Source organism: Mycobacterium sp. TY814, from assembly GCF_030755175.1.
Classification (GTDB): Bacteria; Actinomycetota; Actinomycetes; order Mycobacteriales; family Mycobacteriaceae; genus Mycobacterium.
Genome location: NZ_JAUFRY010000001.1, coordinates 2,343,702 through 2,363,275, shown reverse-complemented (window position 1 = coordinate 2,363,275; position 19,574 = coordinate 2,343,702). Strand labels below are relative to the sequence as shown.

Below are 19,574 nucleotides of genomic sequence, written 5' to 3'. Positions count from 1 at the left end.
GCGCCGGTCACTTCGGCGAACAACTTCACGGTTTCGATTGAAGGGAAATGAAGATGACCTCGCTGGTGGACTACATCCTGAGCCTGTTCCGGAGTGAAGAGGCAGCACAGTCTTTCGTCGCTGCCCCCGGGCAGGCCATGACCAATGCCGGACTCATCAACGTGTCACCCGCTGAGGTTTCCTCGGCCGTGGCCAGCGCAGTCCCCGGGGCGGTCGTCTCCTCCGAGGACCCGATCGGCGCCCTGCAGCAGGCGGTGGCTGATCAGCACGGCTTCGCGATCCCGTCGGCGGAACCGGGCGTTGTCTCCAGTTTCATCGCACAAGACGCCGCACCGGTTCTCGGCAATGCCGGGCTCGTCGCAAGCGACGCGGGCCTTGTTGCCACGGATGCGGGTCTGATCGCCGCGGATGCCGGTGTCGGGTTGGCCAGCGCCGTTGCGACCGATGTCGGCGTGGGTCTGGCGAACGGCGTCAACGCCGGCCTGGTGGGTCAGACCGGGTTGGGCGTGCAGACGGGCCTCGTCGGCCCCGCTCCCGGGCTGGCTTTCGTCGAGCCGACGGGTGGAGTCGGCGTCGGAGCCCAGGCCGGACTCGAGGTTGGGTTTGGTGTTCAGGCCGGAATCGGCGCCGGACTGGGCGCCGGTGTCGGAACCGGAGTGGGGGTCGGCGCTCAGGCGGGTGTCGGCTTCGGCGTGCAGGCCGAGATCGGTGCCCAGGCCGGCGTAGTCGGCGGTATCGGCGCCGGCGCGGGGCTTGGCGGCGGAGTCGGCTTGGGCGGCCAGGTTGGTGCTGGTTTGGGCGGAGGCGTGGGAGTCGGTGGCGGCCTCGGCGCTGGTGTCGGCGGTGCGATTGGGGGCGGTATCGGTGGCCAGGTTGGTGTTGGTGGTCAGGTTGGAGGCGCGGTAGGTGTTGGCGGTCAGGTTGGTGGCGGTATCGGTGGTGCTGTCGGTGGTCAGGCTGGTGGTGCGATTGGTGGTGGCCTGGGCGGTGGTATCGGTGCTGGTGGTCAGGTTGGTGGCGCGGTAGGCGTTGGCGGTCAGGTCGGCGGGGCGATTGGTGCTGGTGGTCAGGTTGGTGGCGGTATCGGTGGTGCTGTCGGTGGTCAGGCTGGTGGTGCGATTGGTGGTGGCCTGGGCGGTGGTATCGGTGCTGGTGGTCAGGTTGGTGGCGCGGTAGGCGTTGGCGGTCAGGTCGGCGGGGCGATTGGTGCTGGTGGTCAGGTTGGTGGCGGTATCGGTGGTGCTGTCGGTGGTCAGGCTGGTGGTGCGATTGGTGGTGGCCTGGGCGGTGGTATCGGTGCTGGTGGTCAGGTTGGTGGCGCGGTAGGCGTTGGCGGTCAGGTCGGCGGGGCGATTGGTGCTGGTGGTCAGGTTGGTGGCGGTATCGGTGGTGCTGTCGGTGGTCAGGCTGGTGGTGCGATTGGTGGTGGCCTGGGCGGTGGTATCGGTGCTGGTGGTCAGGTTGGTGGCGCGGTAGGCGTTGGCGGTCAGGTCGGCGGGGCGATTGGTGCTGGTGGTCAGGTTGGTGGCGGTATCGGTGGTGCTGTCGGTGGTCAGGCTGGTGGTGCGATTGGTGGTGGCCTGGGTGGCGGCATTGGTGGTGGTGGTCAGGTTGGTGGCGCGGTAGGCGTTGGCGGCCAGGTCGGTGGCGCTATTGGTGCTGGTGGTCAGGTTGGTGGCGGTATCGGTGGTGCTGTCGGTGGTCAGGTTGGTGGCGGCATTGGTGGTGCTGTCGGTGGTCAGGCTGGTGGTGCGATTGGTGGTGGCCTGGGCGGTGGTATCGGTGCTGGTGGTCAGGTCGGTGGCGGCATTGGTGGTGCTGTCGGTGGTCAGGCTGGCGGCGGCCTGGGTGGCGGTGTCGGTGCTGGTGGTCAGGTTGGCGGCGCGGTAGGCGTTGGCGGCCAGGTCGGCGGGGCGATTGGTGCTGGTGGTCAGGTTGGTGGCGGTATCGGTGGTGCTGTCGGTGGTCAGGCTGGTGGTGCGATTGGTGGTGGCCTGGGCGGTGGCATTGGTGCTGGTGGCCAGGTTGGTGGCGCGGTAGGCGTTGGTGGCCAGGTCGGCGGGGCGATCGGTGCTGGTGGCCAGGTTGGTGGCGGTATCGGTGGTGCTGTCGGTGGTCAGGCTGGTGGTGCGATTGGTGGTGGCCTGGGCGGCGGTATCGGTGCTGGTGGCCAGGTTGGTGGCGCGATTGGTGCTGGTGGTCAGGTCGGCGGGGCGATTGGTGCTGGTGGTCAGGTTGGTGGCGGTATCGGTGGTGCTGTCGGTGGTCAGGCTGGTGGTGCGATTGGTGGTGGCCTGGGCGGCGGTATCGGTGCTGGTGGCCAGGTTGGTGGCGCGATTGGTGCTGGTGGTCAGGTTGGTGGCGGCATTGGTGGTGCTGTCGGTGGTCAGGTTGGCGGCGCGGTTGGTGCTGGTGGTCAGGTTGGTGGCGCGGTCGCTGGTGGCCTGGGCGGCGGCATTGGTGGTGCTGTCGGTGGTCAGGCCGGCGGTGCGATTGGCGGCGGCTTGGGTGGCGCCGTGGGGGCCGGCGCCCAGGCTGGGGGAGCTCTAGGTGCCGGCGCGCAGGCTGGCGGTGTGCTCGGTGGTGGCCTCGGCGGTGGAATCGCCGCTGGTGGTCCGGCCGGCGCGGCTGCCGGTGCGCAAGCCGGTCTCGCCGGTCAGGCCGGTCTCGCCGGTCAGGCCGGTCTCGCCGGTCAGGCCGGCATCGCTGGCCAGGCGGGTCTCGCGGGCCAGGCCGGCATGGCCGGTCAGGCGGGTCTCGCAGGCCAGGCAGGCCTTTCCAGCCAAGCGGGTCTTGCCAGCCAGGCGGCACTTGGTGGACACGCCGCCACCGCAGGCAGCATCGCGGGCGCCGGCGGCCAGGCGGGATTGATCGCCAGTGAAGGCGCGGCGCTGAACGGCGCTGCCACGCCCCACGTCGCGGGAGCGATGGGGGGTGTCGGCGTGGGTGGCCAGGCCGGCGCAGCCGGCGGCGCGGGGCTCGGCATCGGTGGCGGCGGGAACACCCCGCTGGCCGGCCACCCGTCTCCGCAGCCCGTCGGCGTCTCCGGTGCCGCTGGCGCCGGTGCCGGCGCGCAGGCCGGTCCCGGCGGCGTCGCGGCGGCGGGAGCGGGCGGCGGCTCCGTGGCCACCGGACCCGGTGCCGCGGCAACCGGACCGGGCGCAGCCACCGGACCCGGCGGTGTCGCGACCGGGCCCGGCGCCCACGGTGGTGCCGGGGCGGGCGGACACGGCGACATCCTCGGCCAGGAAGGCACGACGCTCGGTGGCGGTGTCGGCGCGGGTGGCGCGGGTGCGGGCGGGGTCAACCCCGGAGGCACCGGCGCAGGTGCTGGCGCAGGCGCGGGTGCCGGTGCTGGTGCCGGCGGGGGTGTCACCCCGGGCGACCACAACCCGACCTTCCCGTCCGGCCAGGGACCCGTCATCACCGGCGGCGGTGCCGGCACCGGCGGCACGACACCTCCGGCCGGCGGTGGCCACGGCCCGGTCATCCAGACGCCGGGTGGACAGGGCGGTGCAGGTACCGGCCACGGCGGTGCGAACCCGCCGGTGATCAACACGCCGCACACGCCCGCCCCGCAGGCGGACACGCCCGCGCCGACTCACCCGGCCCCGGCCGACCACGGCCCGGTGTTCACGCCGCAGCAGCACCAGCCGGTTGAGCAGCCGCAGCCGACGCACCACGAGCCGCAGAGCCCGTCGGTGTTCGGCCACGACCCGGCTCCGCACACCCCGCCCGCGCACACCGAGCCGCCGGCGTCGCACGGTCCGGCCGACCACCACGGGTTCTGATCGATAGAACCGAACCAATCCGGCGGGGACCATCATGGTCCCCGCCGGTTTGTCCGCATACCTTGATCTGACAGACCGCGACCGCAAGAAAGTGGGGCAGCACGGTGACACAACCCGATGACCCGCGTCGGGTCAGCGTGATCGTGGAACTGATCGATCACACGATCGCCCTCGCTGAGCTGCACAAACGCGGTGATCTGGTGGAACGGCTGCGTCGGGCCAGGCAGCGGATCACCGACCCCAACATCCGCGTCGTCATTGCCGGGCAGCTCAAGCAAGGCAAGAGTCAGCTGCTCAACTCCCTGCTGAATCTGCCGGTCGCCCGGGTGGGTGACGACGAAGCCACGGTGGTGATCACCGTCGTCAGCTACAGCGCGCAGCCGTCGGCCCGGCTCGTCCTCGCCGCGGGACCCAACGGCGAAACAACGACCGTCGACATCCCGGTCGAGGACATCAACGCTGATCTGCGCCGGGCGCCCCAGGCCACCGGACGGCAAGTGCTGCGGGTCGAGATAGGCGCGCCCAGCCCGTTGCTGCAGGGCGGCCTGGTGTTCATCGACACCCCCGGCGTGGGCGGCCACGGGCAGCCGCACCTCTCGGCGACCCTCGGTCTGCTGCCCGATGCCGACGCGATGCTCATGGTGAGCGACGCCAGTCAGGAGTTCACCGAACCCGAGATGTGGTTCCTGCATAAGGCGCACCAGATCTGCCCGGTCGGGGTGATCGTTGCAACCAAGACCGACCTGTATCCGCACTGGCGCCAGGTCGTCAACGCCAACGCCAATCACCTGCAGCGCGCCCGGGTGCCGTTGCCGATCATCCCGGTCTCGTCGCTGCTGCGCAGCCACGCGGTGAGTCTCAACGATAAGGAACTCAACGACGAGTCCAATTTCCCGGCCGTGGTCAAATTCCTGAGCGAAAAGGTGCTCACCCGCGAAAACGACCGGGTGCGTGACGAGGTGCTCAACGACATCCGCTCTGCCGCAGACCAATTGACCATGGCGGCAGGATCGGAACTGTCGTCGGTCAACGATCCCGGCCTGCGCGATCGACTGGCAAGTGATCTGCAGCGACGCAAGCGCGACGCCGAGAATGCCCTGCAGCGGCTGGCCGTGCGGCGAGTGCTCCACCGTCGGTTGGTTCTGTAGCGGCGTGCCGCCGGGTGGCGGAGGTCCCTCTACCGTCGGCTGATGCTGGGGACCGGGCGGCGGACCCTGGGGCGGCCGGCCGTAGGGAGGAGGTCCCTGGGGCGGCCCTCCCGGAGGCGGGCCCTGAGGGGGTTGTCCGCCGTAGCCGCCGTACTGGGTGGGCTGGTTGTTGAAGTCGTCTGGTGGGCCGTAACGTGCCACGGTTCCGATGTTATAGGTCGGTGCGGACCGGCAAGGGCAGCGGGCGACGAACCTGGCGATGAATTTCCCGCACCTGCGGTGTCTGCATGTGTAGACCCAGTTCTCGCAAGAATCCTTGGAAAGGATGTAATCGCCGATGGCGCCGAACGACCCACGCCCGCCGGTCCTGTTCATACACGGAGCATTCGGGCGTCCGTCTCTGCTCAAGCCCTGGACCGACTTCTTCGGCGAGGCTGGATTCGATTGCGTTGCACCGGCATTGCCGGGGCGGGAACCGTCCGACGACGCCGTGCTGCGCCGCAGCGGCATCGGTGAGCTCTACGAGTCTGTCCTGCGCGTCTACGACGGGCTCGCTGCACCACCGGTCATCATCGGTCACAGCCTGGGGGGCCTACTTGCCCAGAAACTGGCGGCCGCGCGCGATCCCCGTGCCGTGGTGCTGCTGGCCTCGGTACCGCCCGGAATCCTGTGGCCGCAGCTGAAACCCCTTCCGCACCTGGCGCCGCTGATGCCCAGCATCCTGGCGGGCAGGCCGATTCTGCCGTCGCCGCGGACGATGCGCGAAGTCCCGCTGTGCACGCTGCCGGCCGCCGAACAGGATGCTCTGGTACCGCAGCTGGTTCGCGACTCCGGCAGGGTCTACCGGCAGATGCTGGTCGGAGCATCCGTCACCCGGGTCAACGCGTCCGAAGTGACGTGCCCGGTGCTCTGCGTCAGCGCGGGCGAGGACCGAAACGTCGCGTCGTCGGCCTCACGGCAGATCGCCAAGCGTTACGGCGCCGAACACCAGGTCCATTCCGGGCTTCCGCACTGGATCATCGCCGAGTCGGCGCTGGACCAGGTGGCGCCGCCCGTCCTCGAGTGGTTTGCGCGGACCATCGGCTGACGGTCAGCGCTCAGAAAGTGTCCACCTTCTCGACACTGACGAACATGCCGTGTCCGGTGCCGTTGTTGGAGAAGCGGGTGCCTTCTTTGGTTGCGACGATGGTCCAGCCCTGCGCGTCATACGTCTTGTAGTCGATCGTGACGGTGGGGATGGCACCCAGGTTGCCGAGCACCCACTGCACGTTTCCGTCGGAGGTGATGTGGACGCCGTTGGCGTGCTCACCGTCCTTCAGAGGTGAGTTGGTGAACGGCGCCTCGCAGCCGACGCTTTCCTTGTTGATCTGGCAGCGCGTCATGCCCGACTTGGTCTCGATGAAGACGTAGCCGTTCTGATCGGGTTTGAGCGTGATTGTGCCGGGCGCCGGGTTGGTCGACGGAGGGTTGGTGGGCGGCAGCGCGATGGGCGTAGTCGGTGCCGCCGGGGCAGAGGCGCTGGGTCTGGGCGTCGGGAACGTAGGTTCGGCCGGACCCCGGCCACCTGGGCTGGCCACCGGCCTGCCGTCGATGGTGGTGCTGCATCCGGCGATCAGCACGGTGACGGCGAGCGGAACCCACCCAGCCTTCTGCAAAAACCGCAACGCACTACTCCCGGGGACATCTGATATCAGAAGTCAGATTACGCACGGGAAGACCCGAGTCATCGCAGTGACGCGCGCTTGGAACGGCGCCGATGGCAAAGCGTTACCCGGCGTCGGCTTCGGCCTCAGCATCGGCTTCGGCCTCGGCTGCGGCGTCACGCACCCGGCCCCGCACCACGAACCAGCCGCCGATCAAGGCGGGGACGCCGAACGCCATGGCGGCCAGCATCCAGCGCCCGTACACCTTGTCGAACAGCATCAACACCAGCACACCGGCCAGGAAGGCGAGCGTGACCTACCCGGTGTAGGGCGACAGCGGCATGCGGAACGCCGGGCGCTCCACTTCCCCTGCTTTGGCCAGTTGGTCGAACCGTAGCTGACAGGCAACGATCGTCGCCCAGGCCACGATGACGCCGGTCGCGGCGATGTGCAGCACGATCTCGAAGGCGTGTTTGGGAGTCACGGCGTTGAGCGCGATGCCGAACAGGCCGATCCCGGCGGTCAGCAGAATGCCGCCGAACGGCACGCCGTTCTTGGACATCGGCGCGGTGAACTTGGGGCCGCTGCCGTTGATGGCCATCGACCGCAGGATCCGTCCGGTGGAATACAAGCCGGCGTTCAGGCTCGACAGCGCCGCGGTGAGCACCACCAGGTTCATCAGGTCGTCGCCCCACGAGATACCGAGTTTGTTGAAGAACGTCACGAACGGGCTCTCGCCGTCCTTGTACGCGGTGTAGGGCAGTAGCAGGGCCAGCAGCACCGTCGACCCGATGTAGAAGACCGCGATCCGGAATACCACCGAGTTGATCGCCCGCGGCATGACTTTCTCCGGCTCCGCGGTCTCGCCGGCCGCGATGCCAACCAGTTCGATTGCGGCGTAAGCGAATACCACTCCTGAGGTGACGAGCAGCAGTGACAGCGGACCGGTCGGCAGCAGGCCGCCGTTGCTGCTCCACAGCGACCACCCGGTGTCGTGGCCGTCGACTTTGAACCGGCCGACAAGGAAGACGGTGCCCACGATCAGAAACGTCACCAGTGCCAGCACCTTGACCAGGGCGGCCCAGAATTCCAGCTCACCGAACAGCTTGACCGAGATCAGGTTCATCGACACGACGACGACCAGCGCGATCAGCGCCAGTGTCCACTGCGGGACGACCTGAAACACTTTCCAGTAGCGGCAGTACTGCGCGATCGCGGTGGTGTCCACGATGCCGGTCATCGCCCAGTTCAGGAAGTACATCCAGCCGGCGGCGAAAGCTACCTTCTCGCCGAAGAATTCACGCGCGTATGACACGAACGAACCTGACGACGGCCGGTACAGCACCAGCTCACCGAGGGCGCGCAGGATCAGGAACACGAAGACGCCGCAGATGCCGAAAACGATGAACAACCCCGGGCCGGCCGACGCGAGCCGCCCGCCGGCGCCGAGGAACAACCCGGTTCCGATCGCGCCGCCCAGGGCGATCATCTGAATCTGCCGGTTCTTGAGCGCCTTGTGGTAACCCGCGTCCTCGCGGTCCAACGCGCGCGCGGGCGCTGCCATCGCGTCAGGCTATCCCACCCTCAGCGCGCCGGCAGTTCACAGCCCCAGCAGGCGCTCGGCGTTTCGGTGGCTGATGGCGGCCCGCTCGTCGTCGGTGAGTGGCAGCCGGTCGAGGAAGCCGCGTGCGGCGGTCATGGACCCGAAAGGGTGATCGGTGGAGAAGGCCACTCGGTCTACCCCGATCTGGGCCATCAGGTTGGCGTAGGTGGCCTCGTTGTTGAAGTTGGCGAACGTATAGGTCAGGTTCTCCCGCAGGTAGGAGCTGACCGGACGCCGCAGACCGGTCAGCTCCGGGCGCAGTGTGGCGTCGAATCGCGGCACCATGAAGGGCAGCGCCTCTCCCATGTGGCCGATGATGACCTGCAGTTCGGGGTGCCGGTCGAACACGCCGCCGAGGATGAGGCGCAGCACGTGGGTGCCGGTGTTGATGTGCCAGCCCCATCCCACCGTCGCCAGCGCGAAGGTCACGTCTTCGGTGAACCCGGCGTAGCAGGATTCGACGACGGCCGGGGGCGGAACGGTCGGGTGCAGATAGATCGGAACCCGCAGGGCCGCGGCGCGGTCGAGGACCGGCTCGAAGTGCGGGTCGTCGAGATAGACGCCCCGGCAGTGGCCGTTGACCACCGCGCCGACGAAGCCGTTGCCGATCATGCGCTCGAGTTCGGTGGCCGCCGCGTCGGGCTCGCTGATCGGCAGGGTGGCGAAACCCGCCAGCCGCTCTGGATACCGCTGTACGGCCGCTGCGAGCTCGTCGTTGCAGCTTCGGGCCAACCGGATGGCCGCCGGACCGTCGAGCTGCTCGACGCCGGGGGCGACCAGGGACAACACGGCCACGTCGATGCCGGCGCTGTCCATGGCCTTGATGCGGGTCTCGCCGAGGTCGACGAGCGCCTCGCAAATGGTGGGTTGCGATTTCAGCCAGCTGCCCGGTCCGCTCAGGAATGGCGTTGTGGCGTAGTGCTCTTCGAGTGCGATGGTGCGCATCATGCCTCCGATACCCGCGCGGGCCCACCGCGGGATGCGCGGCCGGCACGGCCCCGACCGCTACCCGCGAATCGGTGCTCTTCGCATCGCGATAAGCAGCGCATTTCGGTGACCTCCACCGGGCCGAAGGTACGCCGGACCCTGCGATCACTGCCAGCGAAATTTCTTGATCGACACCAGCACAAATGGTGATAATTCCTGGGTGGAACTGCGTCAGCTGGAGTACTTCCTCGCTGTTGCGGACAATCTGAGCTTCACCCGGGCGGCCAAACGGCTACACGTCGTCCAGTCCGGGGTGTCGGCGACCATCCGGGCGCTGGAACGCGAACTCGGTGCCGACCTGTTCATCCGCGGGCCGGCCGGGGTGCGCCTGACACCGGCGGGTGAACAGCTGCGGCCGCACGCCCGCGCCACCCTCGACGCCGCCTCGGCCGCCAAGGACGCCGTGCACGCCACCCGCGGCGCTGTGCGGGGCACCGTCACCGTCGGCACGCTGACCTCGATCAACGTGATCGACCTGCCCACTGTGCTGGCAGACTTGCATGCCCGTCACCCCGAGGTTCGGGTACAGCTGCGCGCGGCCCGCGCCGGCACGACGGGGCTGGAACGGCAACTGCGTGACGGGGATCTGGACATCGCCTTCCTCGTCTTTCCCGGCGACGTGCCGGCCGGCCTGAACGCGCAACTGGTAGCCGCCGTCAAGCTGCACCTGGTGGTGCCCGCCGACCATCCGCTGGCCACCGGTTCGTCGGTGACACTGGCCGAACTGGCCGGCATGTCGTTCGTCGACGCGCCGCCGGGGTACGGCACCAGGATCGTCATCGACAAAGCGTTCGCTGCCGCCGGGGTGGACCGGACGGTCACCCTGGAGGTCGCCGATCTGGGCACCGCGGCCGCCTACATCCGCAACGGGCTCGGCATCGGGTTTCTGAGCTGGACCATTCTCGACGACATCGACGACGACGGTCTGGTGACCGTGCCGGTCGCCGACCACGAGCTGTGTTGGCGGCTCTACGTCGCGACGTCGGCCACGCGCCCGGCGAGCGCGGCGGTCCGGGCGCTGCTGTCGCTGATCGAAGAGCGAACGTAAGCGATGCGCCATGGCGAGGTGCGCAATCTCGGTCCGATCGCCGGGACCGGCGCCCGCGGTGGTGTGCCCGGCATCGGCGCTGCCGACCTGGGCGAGGTCGTTCAACTGCCCGGTGGGTCCTATGTGGCCGTGTTCGGGGATTCGTTCGGCGGCGACCGGGTGGGCACCCACCCGCACTACCCGTCCGTGGCGGTGCCGGTGACCTTCGACGCCGCCGGCCACCCGCACTTCGGTGCGCCGCTCACCGGGCCGCGCGGTAGTCCCAACCCGCTTTTTATCCCGCCTCGTCAGGCGCGCGGCATGAACACGTTGCCCGCGGGCAGCGTGCTGGTCGGCGGCCGGACGTACATGCTGGTGGTCGGTACCGAGGACCTGCGGGCCAGGGGCGGGTCGTGGCTGGTGGAAGTCACCGATCGCCCGGCCGACGGCTGGAAGCCGGTCAAAGGTTCCTGGCGTCCCGGCAGCTACGCCGACAGTGGCCAGTCGCAGATCAGCGGTTACCAGGCCGCCGACGGTTATGTGTACATCGTCGCCGATGCCTTCGACCGCAGCCGGGGCGTAACGCTCTACCGGGCTGACCCCGATGCGTTCACCGACCGCTCGTCGTGGCGACCCTACGTGCGCGGCGACCATGCAGCCTGGGGCCGGCCGGGACGGGCCCCAACTGTCATCAGCCCCAACAGTTTCGGCGAGCTGAGCTTCCGGGAGGTCGACGGTTGCGCAGTGCTGGCAGGATTCAACGTGCGCAGTGGGCCCGATGGGACGGTGGAGGTGTGGGTCGCGGACAGGCCCACCGACATCTTCAGCGCGGGCGTTCGAACGGTGCTCATGCAGCAGAGCGACCCGGCCGGCCCGAACTTCGTAGCCCAGAACTATGGCGGCTACATTGTTCCCGGATCCACTCTGGGCCGGATGAAAATATTTGCCAGTCAATGGAATACGCAGGCCGACGGGCACGGCGTGCCGGTCGGGGCGCCCTACAACACCCAGCTGGTCCTTGCCAATGTCAGCCGTCGGCGGCCGCTCTGAGCGTGTGGGCGGCCGTGCCGAACATGGTCTGTTTGATCGCACCCAGAGTGCCGCGGTCCTTGGCGCCCAGGGGGCGCAGCATTTCCAGCGCGGCGGTCGTTACGGCGCCCTCGCCCGCGGTGGCGTCGACGATACCGATTGTCGCCGCGTCGGTTCCGCCGAAGCGCCGTCCCGTGGTCATGGAGGCGACCGCGGCTTGCGGGGTGAGCTTGGCCTGGATCAGCGCGGCCATGCCGTCGGTGAACGGAATGTTGATGTCCGCTTCGGGGAAGCAGAAGAACCCGCGGTCGTCGCGCATCACCCGGAAGTCGTGGGCAACGGCCAGCATCGCCCCGGCGCCGAATGCGTGACCGACGATCGCCGCCGCGGTGGGCATGGGCAGCGTGAGCATCCGTGCCAGCAGATCCTGGACCCGGCTCACGTACCACTGGGTTTGCTCGCCGTGCGCGAAGAGCCAGTCCAGATCGAGCCCGTTGGTGTAGAACTTTCCGGTCGCGGTGGTGACCAGGGCGTGCGCGCCACCGGCTTCGATCTCATCGAGGTGGTCATTGATGTCGTCGAGAAAGCTTGGGGAGAAACGATTCTCGTCGTCGCCGAGATCGAGGATCGCGATCTTCTCGTCGTAGCGCAGGCTGATCACTGGTTCTTCCTTTCGGAGTGCGGTCTTTCGGGTTGGCGTATCGGTGGCTCGATGTGCAGCACGGCGCGCACCGCGGCGCGCAGCTGTTCGCGCGCCGTCGTGCTGCCCAGGCGGTCGCGGCGCAGCAGGATCGCGGTCGGCAGGTCGACGATGCAGATCGTGATCGCATCCACCGCGGCGGCGTCCTTGCGGTCCCAGACCGCGCGTGCCAGCCGGATCATCAGGCCGACCAGCCGCGCTTCGAGATCCCTTATCTCAGCGATGATTTCGGCCGGTAGATCGGGATCGATCAGCTCTTCCCGCGGTAACGTCAGCAGCAGCCGGCACGAGTCCGGGTGCTGCTCGGCAAAGGCCGCCGGTGCGTCCGCGGCGGCCGCCACTGCCTCGAGGCCGGCCTGGGGGTCCGGCGCCGACAAGGCCGCGTCGACCAGTGCGTTCTGTGCCTGCAGGAACCGGCGGCCCGCCCGCAGCCAGGCCTGGGCCAGCAGGCCCGCCCGCGAACCCCACGTGTGATACAGCGCGCCGTTGGAGACGCCGACGGCCGAACCGATCGCCCGGATGGTCACTGCCGCCGGTCCGGAGGCGACGGCCAGCGACTCGACGGCATCGAGCACCGTATCCGGGTCGTGGACTCGGGGGCGCGGCATGACCGGCATAGTAACAGAGCAAATGCTCTAATACTCTGGCGGGGCGGGGCGGGGCGGGAGCCGGGATCGGTGATCAATCGCGGGAAAATGGGTAAACAACGCCGATCATGATTAGTCGATCGGAGTTGCCGCGCGGCCGCGGCGCGGCCGGCCTCACGGGGCCAGCCGGATGAGCGCCATGGGTGTCGCGGAAGATCATCCCGAGTTCATCACACTCAACCTCCACGACGCCTCGCACCCGGCCGACGTGTCCGCGCGGCAGGTTGAGCTCGAACTCGGTTGGGGCCGAATCATATTCGGCCAGACGTTCGCCGATTCAGCCGCGCTCGTCGAAGCGCTGCGCAACGAGGCGCCGGGACGCCGGGATGTGTGTATCTACGCGCGCGAATCCCACATCGTGGTCGCGCAGGCGCCTACCGAACTGTTCATCGACCCCAGTCACACCTACCGGCTGCGCTTCGCCGAGCACACGGACTCGGCCACTGCGCCGCAAGGTGTCACGGTGCGCACCTTGCGGTCCCCGGCCGAGGCCGACGCCATGAACCGCGTCTTTGTGCGCTGTGGGATGGTTCCAGCGCCGGTCGAGACGATCTGGCACAACCATCTGCACGTCGACGCGGTGACGTACCTGGTGGCCGTGCGCGACGACGACGGTGCGGTGATCGGCACCGTCACGGGTGTCGACCACGAGGCTCTTTTCGCGGATCCCGAGCGGGGCGCGAGCCTGTGGACGCTGGCGGTCGACCCGGCCGCTGCGCTGCCGGGCATCGGGCAGGCGTTGACCCTCGCCATGGCCGACCGGTTCCGCGAGCAGGGACGGGCCTACCTCGACCTCTCGGTCGCCCACGACAACGACGCCGCGATCGGCCTGTACGAGAAGATCGGTTTCCGCCGCGTCCCGGTGCTGGTGGTCAAGCGCAAGAACACCATCAACGAGCCGTTGTTCACCTCGCCGCCGGAAACCATTGACGACCTCAACCCCTACGCGCGGATCATCGCCGAAGAGGCCCTCCGCCGTGGCATCCGGGTCGAGATCCTGGATGCCGAGACCGGTGAAATGCGCCTCACTCACGGCGGGCGCAGCGTCGTCACCCGCGAGTCGCTGTCCGAGTACACCTCGGCGATCGCGATGTGCCGGTGCGATGACAAACGGCTGACCCGGCGTCTGGTGCAGGCGGCGGGCATCGAGGTTCCGCCGGCGCGGCTGGCCACTTTCGACGAGGACGACTACGCGTTCCTCGACGAGATTGACGAGGCGGTGATCAAACCGTGCCGGGGGGAGCAGGGCAAGGGCATCACCGTGGGGGTGACTGCCGGCCAGGGTCCCGAGGCGCTCGCCGCGGCGTTGGCGCGGGCCCGGGAGCAGGACCCGGAAGTGCTGATCGAAAAGCGGGTGCATGGCGACGACCTGCGGCTGGTGGTGATCGACGGCCGGGTGGTGGCGGCCGCGTTGCGGGTGCCGCCTGAGGTCATCGGCACGGGTAGGCACAGTGTGCGCGAGTTGATCGAGGCCGAAAGCCGGCGGCGTTCTGCCGCCACCGAAGGCGAGTCCCGCATCCCGCTCGACGACCTCGCGCGGGAGACGGTCCGCAACGAAGGCTGGCAGCTGGACGATGTGCTGCCGGAGGGCACGGTGCTGCGGGTGCGCGCCACCGCCAACCTGCATCAGGGCGGGACGTTGCACGACGTGACCGGCACGGTGAACGAGGAACTGTGCCGGGTGGCGGTCAATGCGGCCGACGCCATCGGGATCCCGGTGGCCGGTATCGACCTCCTGGTCCCCGACGTCCGTGCCGCCGACTACTCCTTCATCGAGGCCAATGAGCGGCCGGGATTGGCAAACCACGAACCGCAACCGACGGTGGCGTCGTTCGTCGACTTCCTGTTTCCCGGCCAGCCCCGGCCGCCGCTGCCGTGGACTCCGGAAGAGTCGCGCTCGAATTCCTAAGCGCTGACCGGTTCAGCGGTGATGGGCTGCTCGCGCCGCCTGCGGCTGCGCACCATACCGATAGCCGCCAGCACCAGGCAGATCGTCGCCGGAACGACAAGAGCATGGCCGCCGATGCGGGCACCGGCCATCAGGCCGACGACCGCGCCGGTGAGGAACAGCAACAACGTCGCGGAGAGGATTGCCGCCTTCCACTTGTCGATGCCCTCCTGACGGCTGCGGCCCAACATGAGCCCCAGGTCGGTGACGGTGCCGGTGAAATGGGTGGTGCGGACCGCCATCCCGCGAAAGCTGGAGGTCAGCCCGTTCTGCAGACCGAGCGCGGCGGCGGCCAGAAAAGCCTGTACCGCGGTCTCCTCGATGCCGGATCCCAGGATCAGGGACTTGACGTCGGACTCTTCGATGCCGGCGGCGGCCAGCAGCAGCAGTGAGGCCTGAATCGACAGCACGGCGGCGTGCCGATTGCCGATCGGCATCCGCTTGGAGGCAAGCAGCGCTCCCGCGATGGCGGCCCCGATCAGGAACCCCAGCAAGATCGCGAACAGGACGTGGCTTTCGTATCGCCAGGGGTGGGCCCGGTCCATGCCGATCTGGGTGGTGATTCCGGTCAAGTTGCCCACCGGGACGGCCATGATGAGGATCGCCACCGCGTTGACCCAGCCTGCATTCATCGCCAGCAGGGAGCTGTAGGCAAGCATGCGACTGTTCGCTGACATGATTCGCTTCCCCCCAAAAGCTGACTCTTCGCCGAGTCTAACCATCGGGTCACCTGGCGAAACGCCGATTCCTGCCGCTTTCATAGAGCTCGCATAGGACCCGGGGAACAAACTCCGCGGCGACACCGTTAGCATGATCGACAAGTTGAGTGAATCAGACTCAAGTCTGGGTTGACAGCAGAGCGTCCACCGGAGCAGTCTTGAGCGGGGTTCACTCAGCATAGTGCAATACAGATGCTCTACACATTCAGGAGGAATCACTATGGCTCGTGCGGTCGGCATCGACCTCGGGACCACCAACTCCGTCGTCTCGGTTCTGGAGGGTGGCGACCCCGTCGTCGTCGCTAACTCCGAGGGCTCGAGGACGACTCCTTCCGTCGTCGCGTTCGCGCGCAACGGCGAAGTTCTGGTTGGCCAGCCCGCCAAGAACCAGGCGGTCACCAACGTGGACCGCACCATTCGCTCGGTCAAGCGGCACATGGGTACCGATTGGTCCATTGAGATCGACGGTAAGAACTACACCGCCCCCGAAATCAGCGCCCGCGTGCTGATGAAGCTCAAGCGCGACGCTGAGGCATACCTGGGCGAGGACATCGCGGACGCGGTGATCACCGTGCCCGCTTACTTCAACGACGCCCAGCGTCAGGCGACCAAGGACGCCGGCCAGATCGCCGGCCTCAACGTGCTGCGCATCGTCAACGAGCCGACCGCGGCCGCGCTGGCCTACGGCTTGGACAAGGGCGAGAAGGAACAGACCATCCTGGTCTTCGACCTCGGCGGCGGCACCTTCGACGTCTCGCTGCTCGAGATCGGCGAAGGTGTGGTCGAGGTACGTGCCACCAGCGGTGACAACCACCTCGGTGGCGACGACTGGGACCAGCGCGTCGTCGACTGGCTGGTGGAGAAGTTCAAGGGCACCAGCGGCATCGACCTGACCAAGGACAAGATGGCCATGCAGCGGCTTCGTGAAGCCGCCGAGAAGGCCAAGATCGAGCTGTCCAGCTCGCAGAGCACCTCGATCAACCTGCCCTACATCACCGTGGACGCGGACAAGAACCCGTTGTTCCTCGACGAGCAGCTGACCCGGGCCGAGTTCCAGCGCATCACCCAAGACCTGCTGGACCGTACCCGCAAGCCGTTCCAGTCGGTGATCGCCGACGCCGGCATCTCGGTGGGCGACATCGACCACGTGGTACTGGTCGGCGGTTCGACCCGTATGCCCGCGGTCACCGAGCTGGTGAAGGAGATGACCGGCGGCAAGGAGCCCAACAAGGGCGTCAACCCTGACGAGGTCGTCGCCGTGGGTGCTGCGCTGCAGGCTGGTGTCCTCAAGGGTGAGGTGAAAGACGTTCTGCTGCTTGACGTCACACCGCTGAGCCTGGGTATCGAGACCAAGGGTGGCGTGATGACCAAGCTCATCGAGCGCAACACCACCATCCCCACCAAGCGGTCGGAGACCTTCACCACGGCCGACGACAACCAACCGTCGGTGCAGATCCAGGTCTACCAGGGTGAGCGCGAGATGGCGTCGGCCAACAAGCTGCTCGGCAGCTTCGAGCTGACCGGCATCGCCCCGGCTCCGCGCGGTGTGCCCCAGATCGAGGTCACCTTCGACATCGACGCCAACGGCATCGTGCACGTCACGGCCAAGGACAAGGGCACCGGCAAGGAGAACACGATCCGCATCCAGGAGGGCTCCGGCATCTCCAAGGAAGAGATCGACCGGATGATCAAGGAGGCCGAGGCGCACGCGGACGAGGACCGCAAGCGTCGCGAGGAGGCCGACGTCCGCAACCAGGCCGAGACGCTGGTCTACCAGACGGAGAAGTTCGTCAAAGAACAACGAGAAGCCGAGGGCGGCTCGAAGGTTCCCGAGGACACCTTGAGCAAGGTGGAAGCCGCGGTCGGCGAGGCCAAGGCGGCCCTGGGTGGCGACGACATCAGCGCGATCAAGTCGGCGATGGAGAAGCTGGGCCAGGAGTCCCAGGCGCTCGGGCAGGCGATCTACGAAGCGGCCCAGGCCGAAGGTGGTGCCGCCGGCGGCGGTCAGCCCGGTGGCGGGTTTGACCAGGGCGGCTCGGACGACGTCGTCGACGCGGAGGTGGTCGACGACGACCGGGAGTCCAAGTGACCGACGAGTACCCACAGGAACCGGTGACGGTCACCGACAAACGGCGGATCGATCCCGAAACTGGTGAAGTACGGCAGGGCTCTCCCGGCGCTCCGGCGCCGGGAGAGCAGGCTCCCGGCGATTCATCGGACAAGGTGGCGGAGCTGACCAAAGACCTGCAACGGGTTCAGGCGGACTTCGCCAACTACCGCAAGCGGGCGATGCGCGACCAGCAGGCCGCGGCCGACCGGGCCAGGGCCGCGGTGGTCGGTGAACTGCTACATGCGGTGGACGACATCGAGCGGGCGCGTAAGCACGGTGATCTGGAGTCCGGTCCGCTCAAGGCCGTGGCCGACAAACTGATGAACGTGCTGAACGGCTTGGGGCTCAAGCCATTCGGTGAAGAAGGCGAGGACTTCGACCCGGTGTTGCACGAGGCCGTGCAACACGAAGGCGGCGGCGGCCCGGATGCCAAACCGGTGATCGGCACCGTAATGCGGCAGGGCTACCAACTCGGCGAGCACGTGCTGCGCAACGCGCTGGTGGCTGTCGTCGACACCGTCGCCGACGGATCCTCCGGGCAGAACCCGGGCGATGCCGATACAACCGGGCCGGCCGACACGAGCGACAACGCCGACGGCTCCGGTGACTAATTCCCGTTTCAAGGCACAGAATCAAGAAGAAAGGTAAGGAGGTGACGCGGTATGGCTCAGCGTGAGTGGGTCGAGAAAGACTTCTACAAGGAGCTTGGCGTCCCCTCCGATGCCGACGCCAAGCAGATCAAGACCGCGTACCGCAAGCTGGCTTCCGATCTGCATCCGGACAAGAACCCCGCCGGAGCCGAACGGTTCAAGGCAGTTTCTGAGGCGTACAGCGTCTTGTCTGACGAAGCGAAGCGCAAAGAGTACGACGAAACCCGCCGGCTGTTCGCCGGCGGCGGCTTTGGTGGCCGTCGGTTCGATGCGGGTAACTTCGGCGGCTTCGGCGGAGGTGGTGATGGCGCCGAGTTCAACCTGAACGACTTGTTCGACGCCGCCGGCCGGTCCGGCGGCGCCAACATCGGCGACCTGTTCGGCGGCCTGTTCGGGCGAGGTGGCACCACCCGGCCCAGTCGGCCGCGCCGGGGCAACGACCTGGAGACCGAGACGGAACTCGATTTCGTCGAGGCCGCCAAGGGAGTGGCGATGCCCCTGCGGCTGACCAGTCCGGCGCCGTGCACCAACTGCCACGGCAGCGGCGCACGTCCGGGCACCAGCCCGAAGGTGTGTCCGAACTGCAACGGCGCGGGTGTGATCAGCCGCAATCAGGGCGCGTTCGGTTTCTCCGAGCCCTGCACCGAATGCCGGGGCAGCGGTTCGATCATCGAGCACCCGTGCGAAGAATGCGGCGGCAACGGCGCCACCACCCGTACCCGGACCATCAACGTGCGGATTCCGCCGGGCGTCGAGGACGGGCAGCGGATCCGGTTGGCCGGACAGGGTGAGGCCGGGCTGCGTGGCGCACCGTCGGGCGACCTGTACGTAACCGTCCACGTCCGTCCCGACAAGGTGTTCGGCCGTGACGGCGACGATCTCACCGTCACCGTCCCGGTCAGCTTTACCGAATTAGCTTTGGGTTCAACGCTTTCGGTGCCCACGCTGGACGGTAAAGTCGGCGTCCGGGTGCCGAAGGGCACCGCAGACGGCCGTATTCTGCGGGTGCGTGGGCGTGGTGTGCCCAAGCGCAGCGGCGGCAGCGGCGACCTGCTCGTCACCGTCAAGGTGGCCGTTCCGCCGAACCTGGAGGGTGCCGCCCAGGAGGCGTTGGAAGCCTATGCGGCGGCCGAACGTTCCAGTGGCTTCGACCCAAGGGCTGGATGGGCAGGTAATCGCTGATGGCGATGAACCCGAAGAAGAGTGAGGAATCGCGGACCTTCCTGATCTCGGTGGCTGCCGAGCTGGCCGGCATGCATGCGCAGACCCTGCGCACGTATGACCGGCTCGGCTTGGTCAGCCCACAGCGCACCCCGGGCGGTGGGCGGCGCTACTCCGAGCATGATGTGAACCTGCTGCGCGAGGTGCAGCGCCTCTCCCAGGACGAAGGCGTCAACCTTGCCGGGATCAAGCGCATCATCGAACTGACCAATCAGGTCGAGGCGCTGCAGTCCAGGCTGAAGGAGATGGCCGAGGAACTGGCGGTGTTGCGCGCCAACCAGCGCCGCGAGGTCGCGGTGGTGCCGAAGAGCACGGCGCTGGTCGTCTGGCAGCCCCGTTCGCGCCGGTGAG

General features: G+C 67.9%; 14 protein-coding genes and 2 pseudogenes. 10 read left to right on the top strand and 6 right to left on the bottom strand.

Annotation, left to right across the window (positions count from 1 at the left end):
• The first annotated feature begins 53 nt into the window (after positions 1 to 53).
• The 3 genes and pseudogenes from QXH22_RS10500 (at position 54) to QXH22_RS10490 (ending at position 6,026) form a co-directional block, all read left to right on the top strand.
• A complete protein-coding gene (locus QXH22_RS10500; protein WP_306275522.1) occupies positions 54 to 3,791 on the top strand; it encodes an IniB N-terminal domain-containing protein in 3,738 nt (1,245 codons plus the stop codon).
• Between the two features lie 104 nt (positions 3,792 to 3,895).
• Positions 3,896 to 4,906 (top strand): annotated as a pseudogene (locus QXH22_RS10495) (dynamin family protein); the annotation flags it as partial.
• Between the two features lie 370 nt (positions 4,907 to 5,276).
• Positions 5,277 to 6,026, top strand: a complete 750-nt coding sequence (locus QXH22_RS10490) for an alpha/beta hydrolase (protein ID WP_306242865.1) — start codon at positions 5,277 to 5,279, stop codon at positions 6,024 to 6,026.
• Between the two features lie 10 nt (positions 6,027 to 6,036).
• On the opposite strand, the gene QXH22_RS10485 is transcribed toward QXH22_RS10490, so the two are convergent.
• The 3 genes and pseudogenes from QXH22_RS10485 to QXH22_RS10475 all read right to left on the bottom strand — a co-directional run bounded on the left by QXH22_RS10485 (position 6,037) and on the right by QXH22_RS10475 (position 9,130).
• The gene (locus QXH22_RS10485) at positions 6,037 to 6,603 is read right to left on the bottom strand and encodes a hypothetical protein (RefSeq protein ID WP_306242863.1); all 567 of its coding nucleotides are present in this window, start codon (positions 6,601 to 6,603) and stop codon (positions 6,037 to 6,039) included.
• 103 nt (positions 6,604 to 6,706) lie between these two features.
• Positions 6,707 to 8,146, bottom strand: a pseudogene (locus tag QXH22_RS10480) (amino acid permease).
• Between the two features lie 36 nt (positions 8,147 to 8,182).
• A complete protein-coding gene (locus QXH22_RS10475) occupies positions 8,183 to 9,130 on the bottom strand; it encodes an amidohydrolase family protein (protein ID WP_306242858.1) in 948 nt (315 codons plus the stop codon).
• A 202-nt stretch (positions 9,131 to 9,332) separates the two neighbouring features.
• On the opposite strand from QXH22_RS10475, the gene QXH22_RS10470 reads away from it, so the two are divergent.
• Positions 9,333 to 10,220 (top strand): LysR family transcriptional regulator, encoded by an 888-nt coding sequence (locus tag QXH22_RS10470; RefSeq protein WP_306242856.1) that lies wholly within the window; start codon positions 9,333 to 9,335, stop codon positions 10,218 to 10,220.
• A gap of 18 nt (positions 10,221 to 10,238) precedes the next feature.
• Positions 10,239 to 11,249 (top strand): DUF4185 domain-containing protein, encoded by a 1,011-nt coding sequence (locus QXH22_RS10465; RefSeq protein WP_306275519.1) that lies wholly within the window; start codon positions 10,239 to 10,241, stop codon positions 11,247 to 11,249.
• Here QXH22_RS10465 and QXH22_RS10460 read toward each other — a convergent pair.
• A complete protein-coding gene (locus QXH22_RS10460; RefSeq protein WP_306276009.1) occupies positions 11,227 to 11,886 on the bottom strand; it encodes an enoyl-CoA hydratase-related protein in 660 nt (219 codons plus the stop codon). The two genes, QXH22_RS10465 and QXH22_RS10460, sit on opposite strands and share 23 nt — an antisense overlap.
• Entirely contained in the window at positions 11,886 to 12,536 is a 651-nt protein-coding gene (locus tag QXH22_RS10455; RefSeq protein WP_306275517.1) for a TetR/AcrR family transcriptional regulator, read from the bottom strand. Before QXH22_RS10455 ends, QXH22_RS10460 begins: the two co-directional genes overlap by 1 nt.
• A 169-nt stretch (positions 12,537 to 12,705) precedes the next feature.
• Here QXH22_RS10455 and ngg point away from each other — a divergent pair, with 169 nt between their 5' ends.
• The gene (ngg, locus tag QXH22_RS10450) at positions 12,706 to 14,484 is read left to right on the top strand and encodes an N-acetylglutaminylglutamine synthetase (RefSeq protein WP_306275515.1); all 1,779 of its coding nucleotides are present in this window, start codon (positions 12,706 to 12,708) and stop codon (positions 14,482 to 14,484) included.
• Here the strand turns inward: ngg and QXH22_RS10445 are convergent.
• Positions 14,481 to 15,200, bottom strand: coding sequence for a YoaK family protein (locus QXH22_RS10445; RefSeq protein WP_306275513.1), 720 nt, complete (start codon positions 15,198 to 15,200; stop codon positions 14,481 to 14,483). The two genes, ngg and QXH22_RS10445, sit on opposite strands and share 4 nt — an antisense overlap.
• 262 nt (positions 15,201 to 15,462) lie before the next feature.
• Between QXH22_RS10445 and dnaK the strand changes: the two genes are divergently transcribed.
• Genes dnaK through QXH22_RS10425 form a run of 4 tightly spaced genes read left to right on the top strand, consistent with a single transcriptional unit; the run spans position 15,463 to position 19,573 of the window.
• Complete coding sequence (gene dnaK / locus QXH22_RS10440; RefSeq protein WP_306242846.1) at positions 15,463 to 17,331, top strand: molecular chaperone DnaK; 1,869 nt, start codon at positions 15,463 to 15,465, stop codon at positions 17,329 to 17,331.
• On the top strand, positions 17,328 to 17,963 hold the full coding sequence (gene grpE / locus QXH22_RS10435) for a nucleotide exchange factor GrpE (protein WP_306275512.1): 636 nt from the start codon (positions 17,328 to 17,330) through the stop codon (positions 17,961 to 17,963). The genes dnaK and grpE overlap by 4 nt, the downstream gene beginning before the upstream one ends.
• Positions 17,964 to 18,014: 51 nt before the next feature.
• Complete coding sequence (dnaJ, locus tag QXH22_RS10430; RefSeq protein WP_287039084.1) at positions 18,015 to 19,184, top strand: molecular chaperone DnaJ; 1,170 nt, start codon at positions 18,015 to 18,017, stop codon at positions 19,182 to 19,184.
• The gene (locus QXH22_RS10425; protein WP_306242841.1) at positions 19,184 to 19,573 is read left to right on the top strand and encodes a heat shock protein transcriptional repressor HspR; all 390 of its coding nucleotides are present in this window, start codon (positions 19,184 to 19,186) and stop codon (positions 19,571 to 19,573) included. The genes dnaJ and QXH22_RS10425 overlap by 1 nt, the downstream gene beginning before the upstream one ends.
• Position 19,574: the final 1 nt, after the last annotated feature.

What these genes read in the sequence shown, in the direction of transcription:
- QXH22_RS10455 (WP_306275517.1), bottom strand. Translation starts at nt 12,536, where the DNA reads ATGCCGCGCCCCCGAGTCCACGACCCGGATACGGTGCTCGATGCCGTC.
- ngg (WP_306275515.1), top strand. Translation starts at nt 12,706, where the DNA reads ATGAGCGCCATGGGTGTCGCGGAAGATCATCCCGAGTTCATCACACTC.
- dnaJ (WP_287039084.1), top strand. Translation starts at nt 18,015, where the DNA reads ATGGCTCAGCGTGAGTGGGTCGAGAAAGACTTCTACAAGGAGCTTGGC.
- QXH22_RS10490 (WP_306242865.1), top strand. Translation starts at nt 5,277, where the DNA reads ATGGCGCCGAACGACCCACGCCCGCCGGTCCTGTTCATACACGGAGCA.
- QXH22_RS10425 (WP_306242841.1), top strand. Translation starts at nt 19,184, where the DNA reads ATGGCGATGAACCCGAAGAAGAGTGAGGAATCGCGGACCTTCCTGATC.
- QXH22_RS10500 (WP_306275522.1), top strand. Translation starts at nt 54, where the DNA reads ATGACCTCGCTGGTGGACTACATCCTGAGCCTGTTCCGGAGTGAAGAG.
- QXH22_RS10445 (WP_306275513.1), bottom strand. Translation starts at nt 15,200, where the DNA reads ATGTCAGCGAACAGTCGCATGCTTGCCTACAGCTCCCTGCTGGCGATG.
- dnaK (WP_306242846.1), top strand. Translation starts at nt 15,463, where the DNA reads ATGGCTCGTGCGGTCGGCATCGACCTCGGGACCACCAACTCCGTCGTC.
- QXH22_RS10475 (WP_306242858.1), bottom strand. Translation starts at nt 9,130, where the DNA reads ATGCGCACCATCGCACTCGAAGAGCACTACGCCACAACGCCATTCCTG.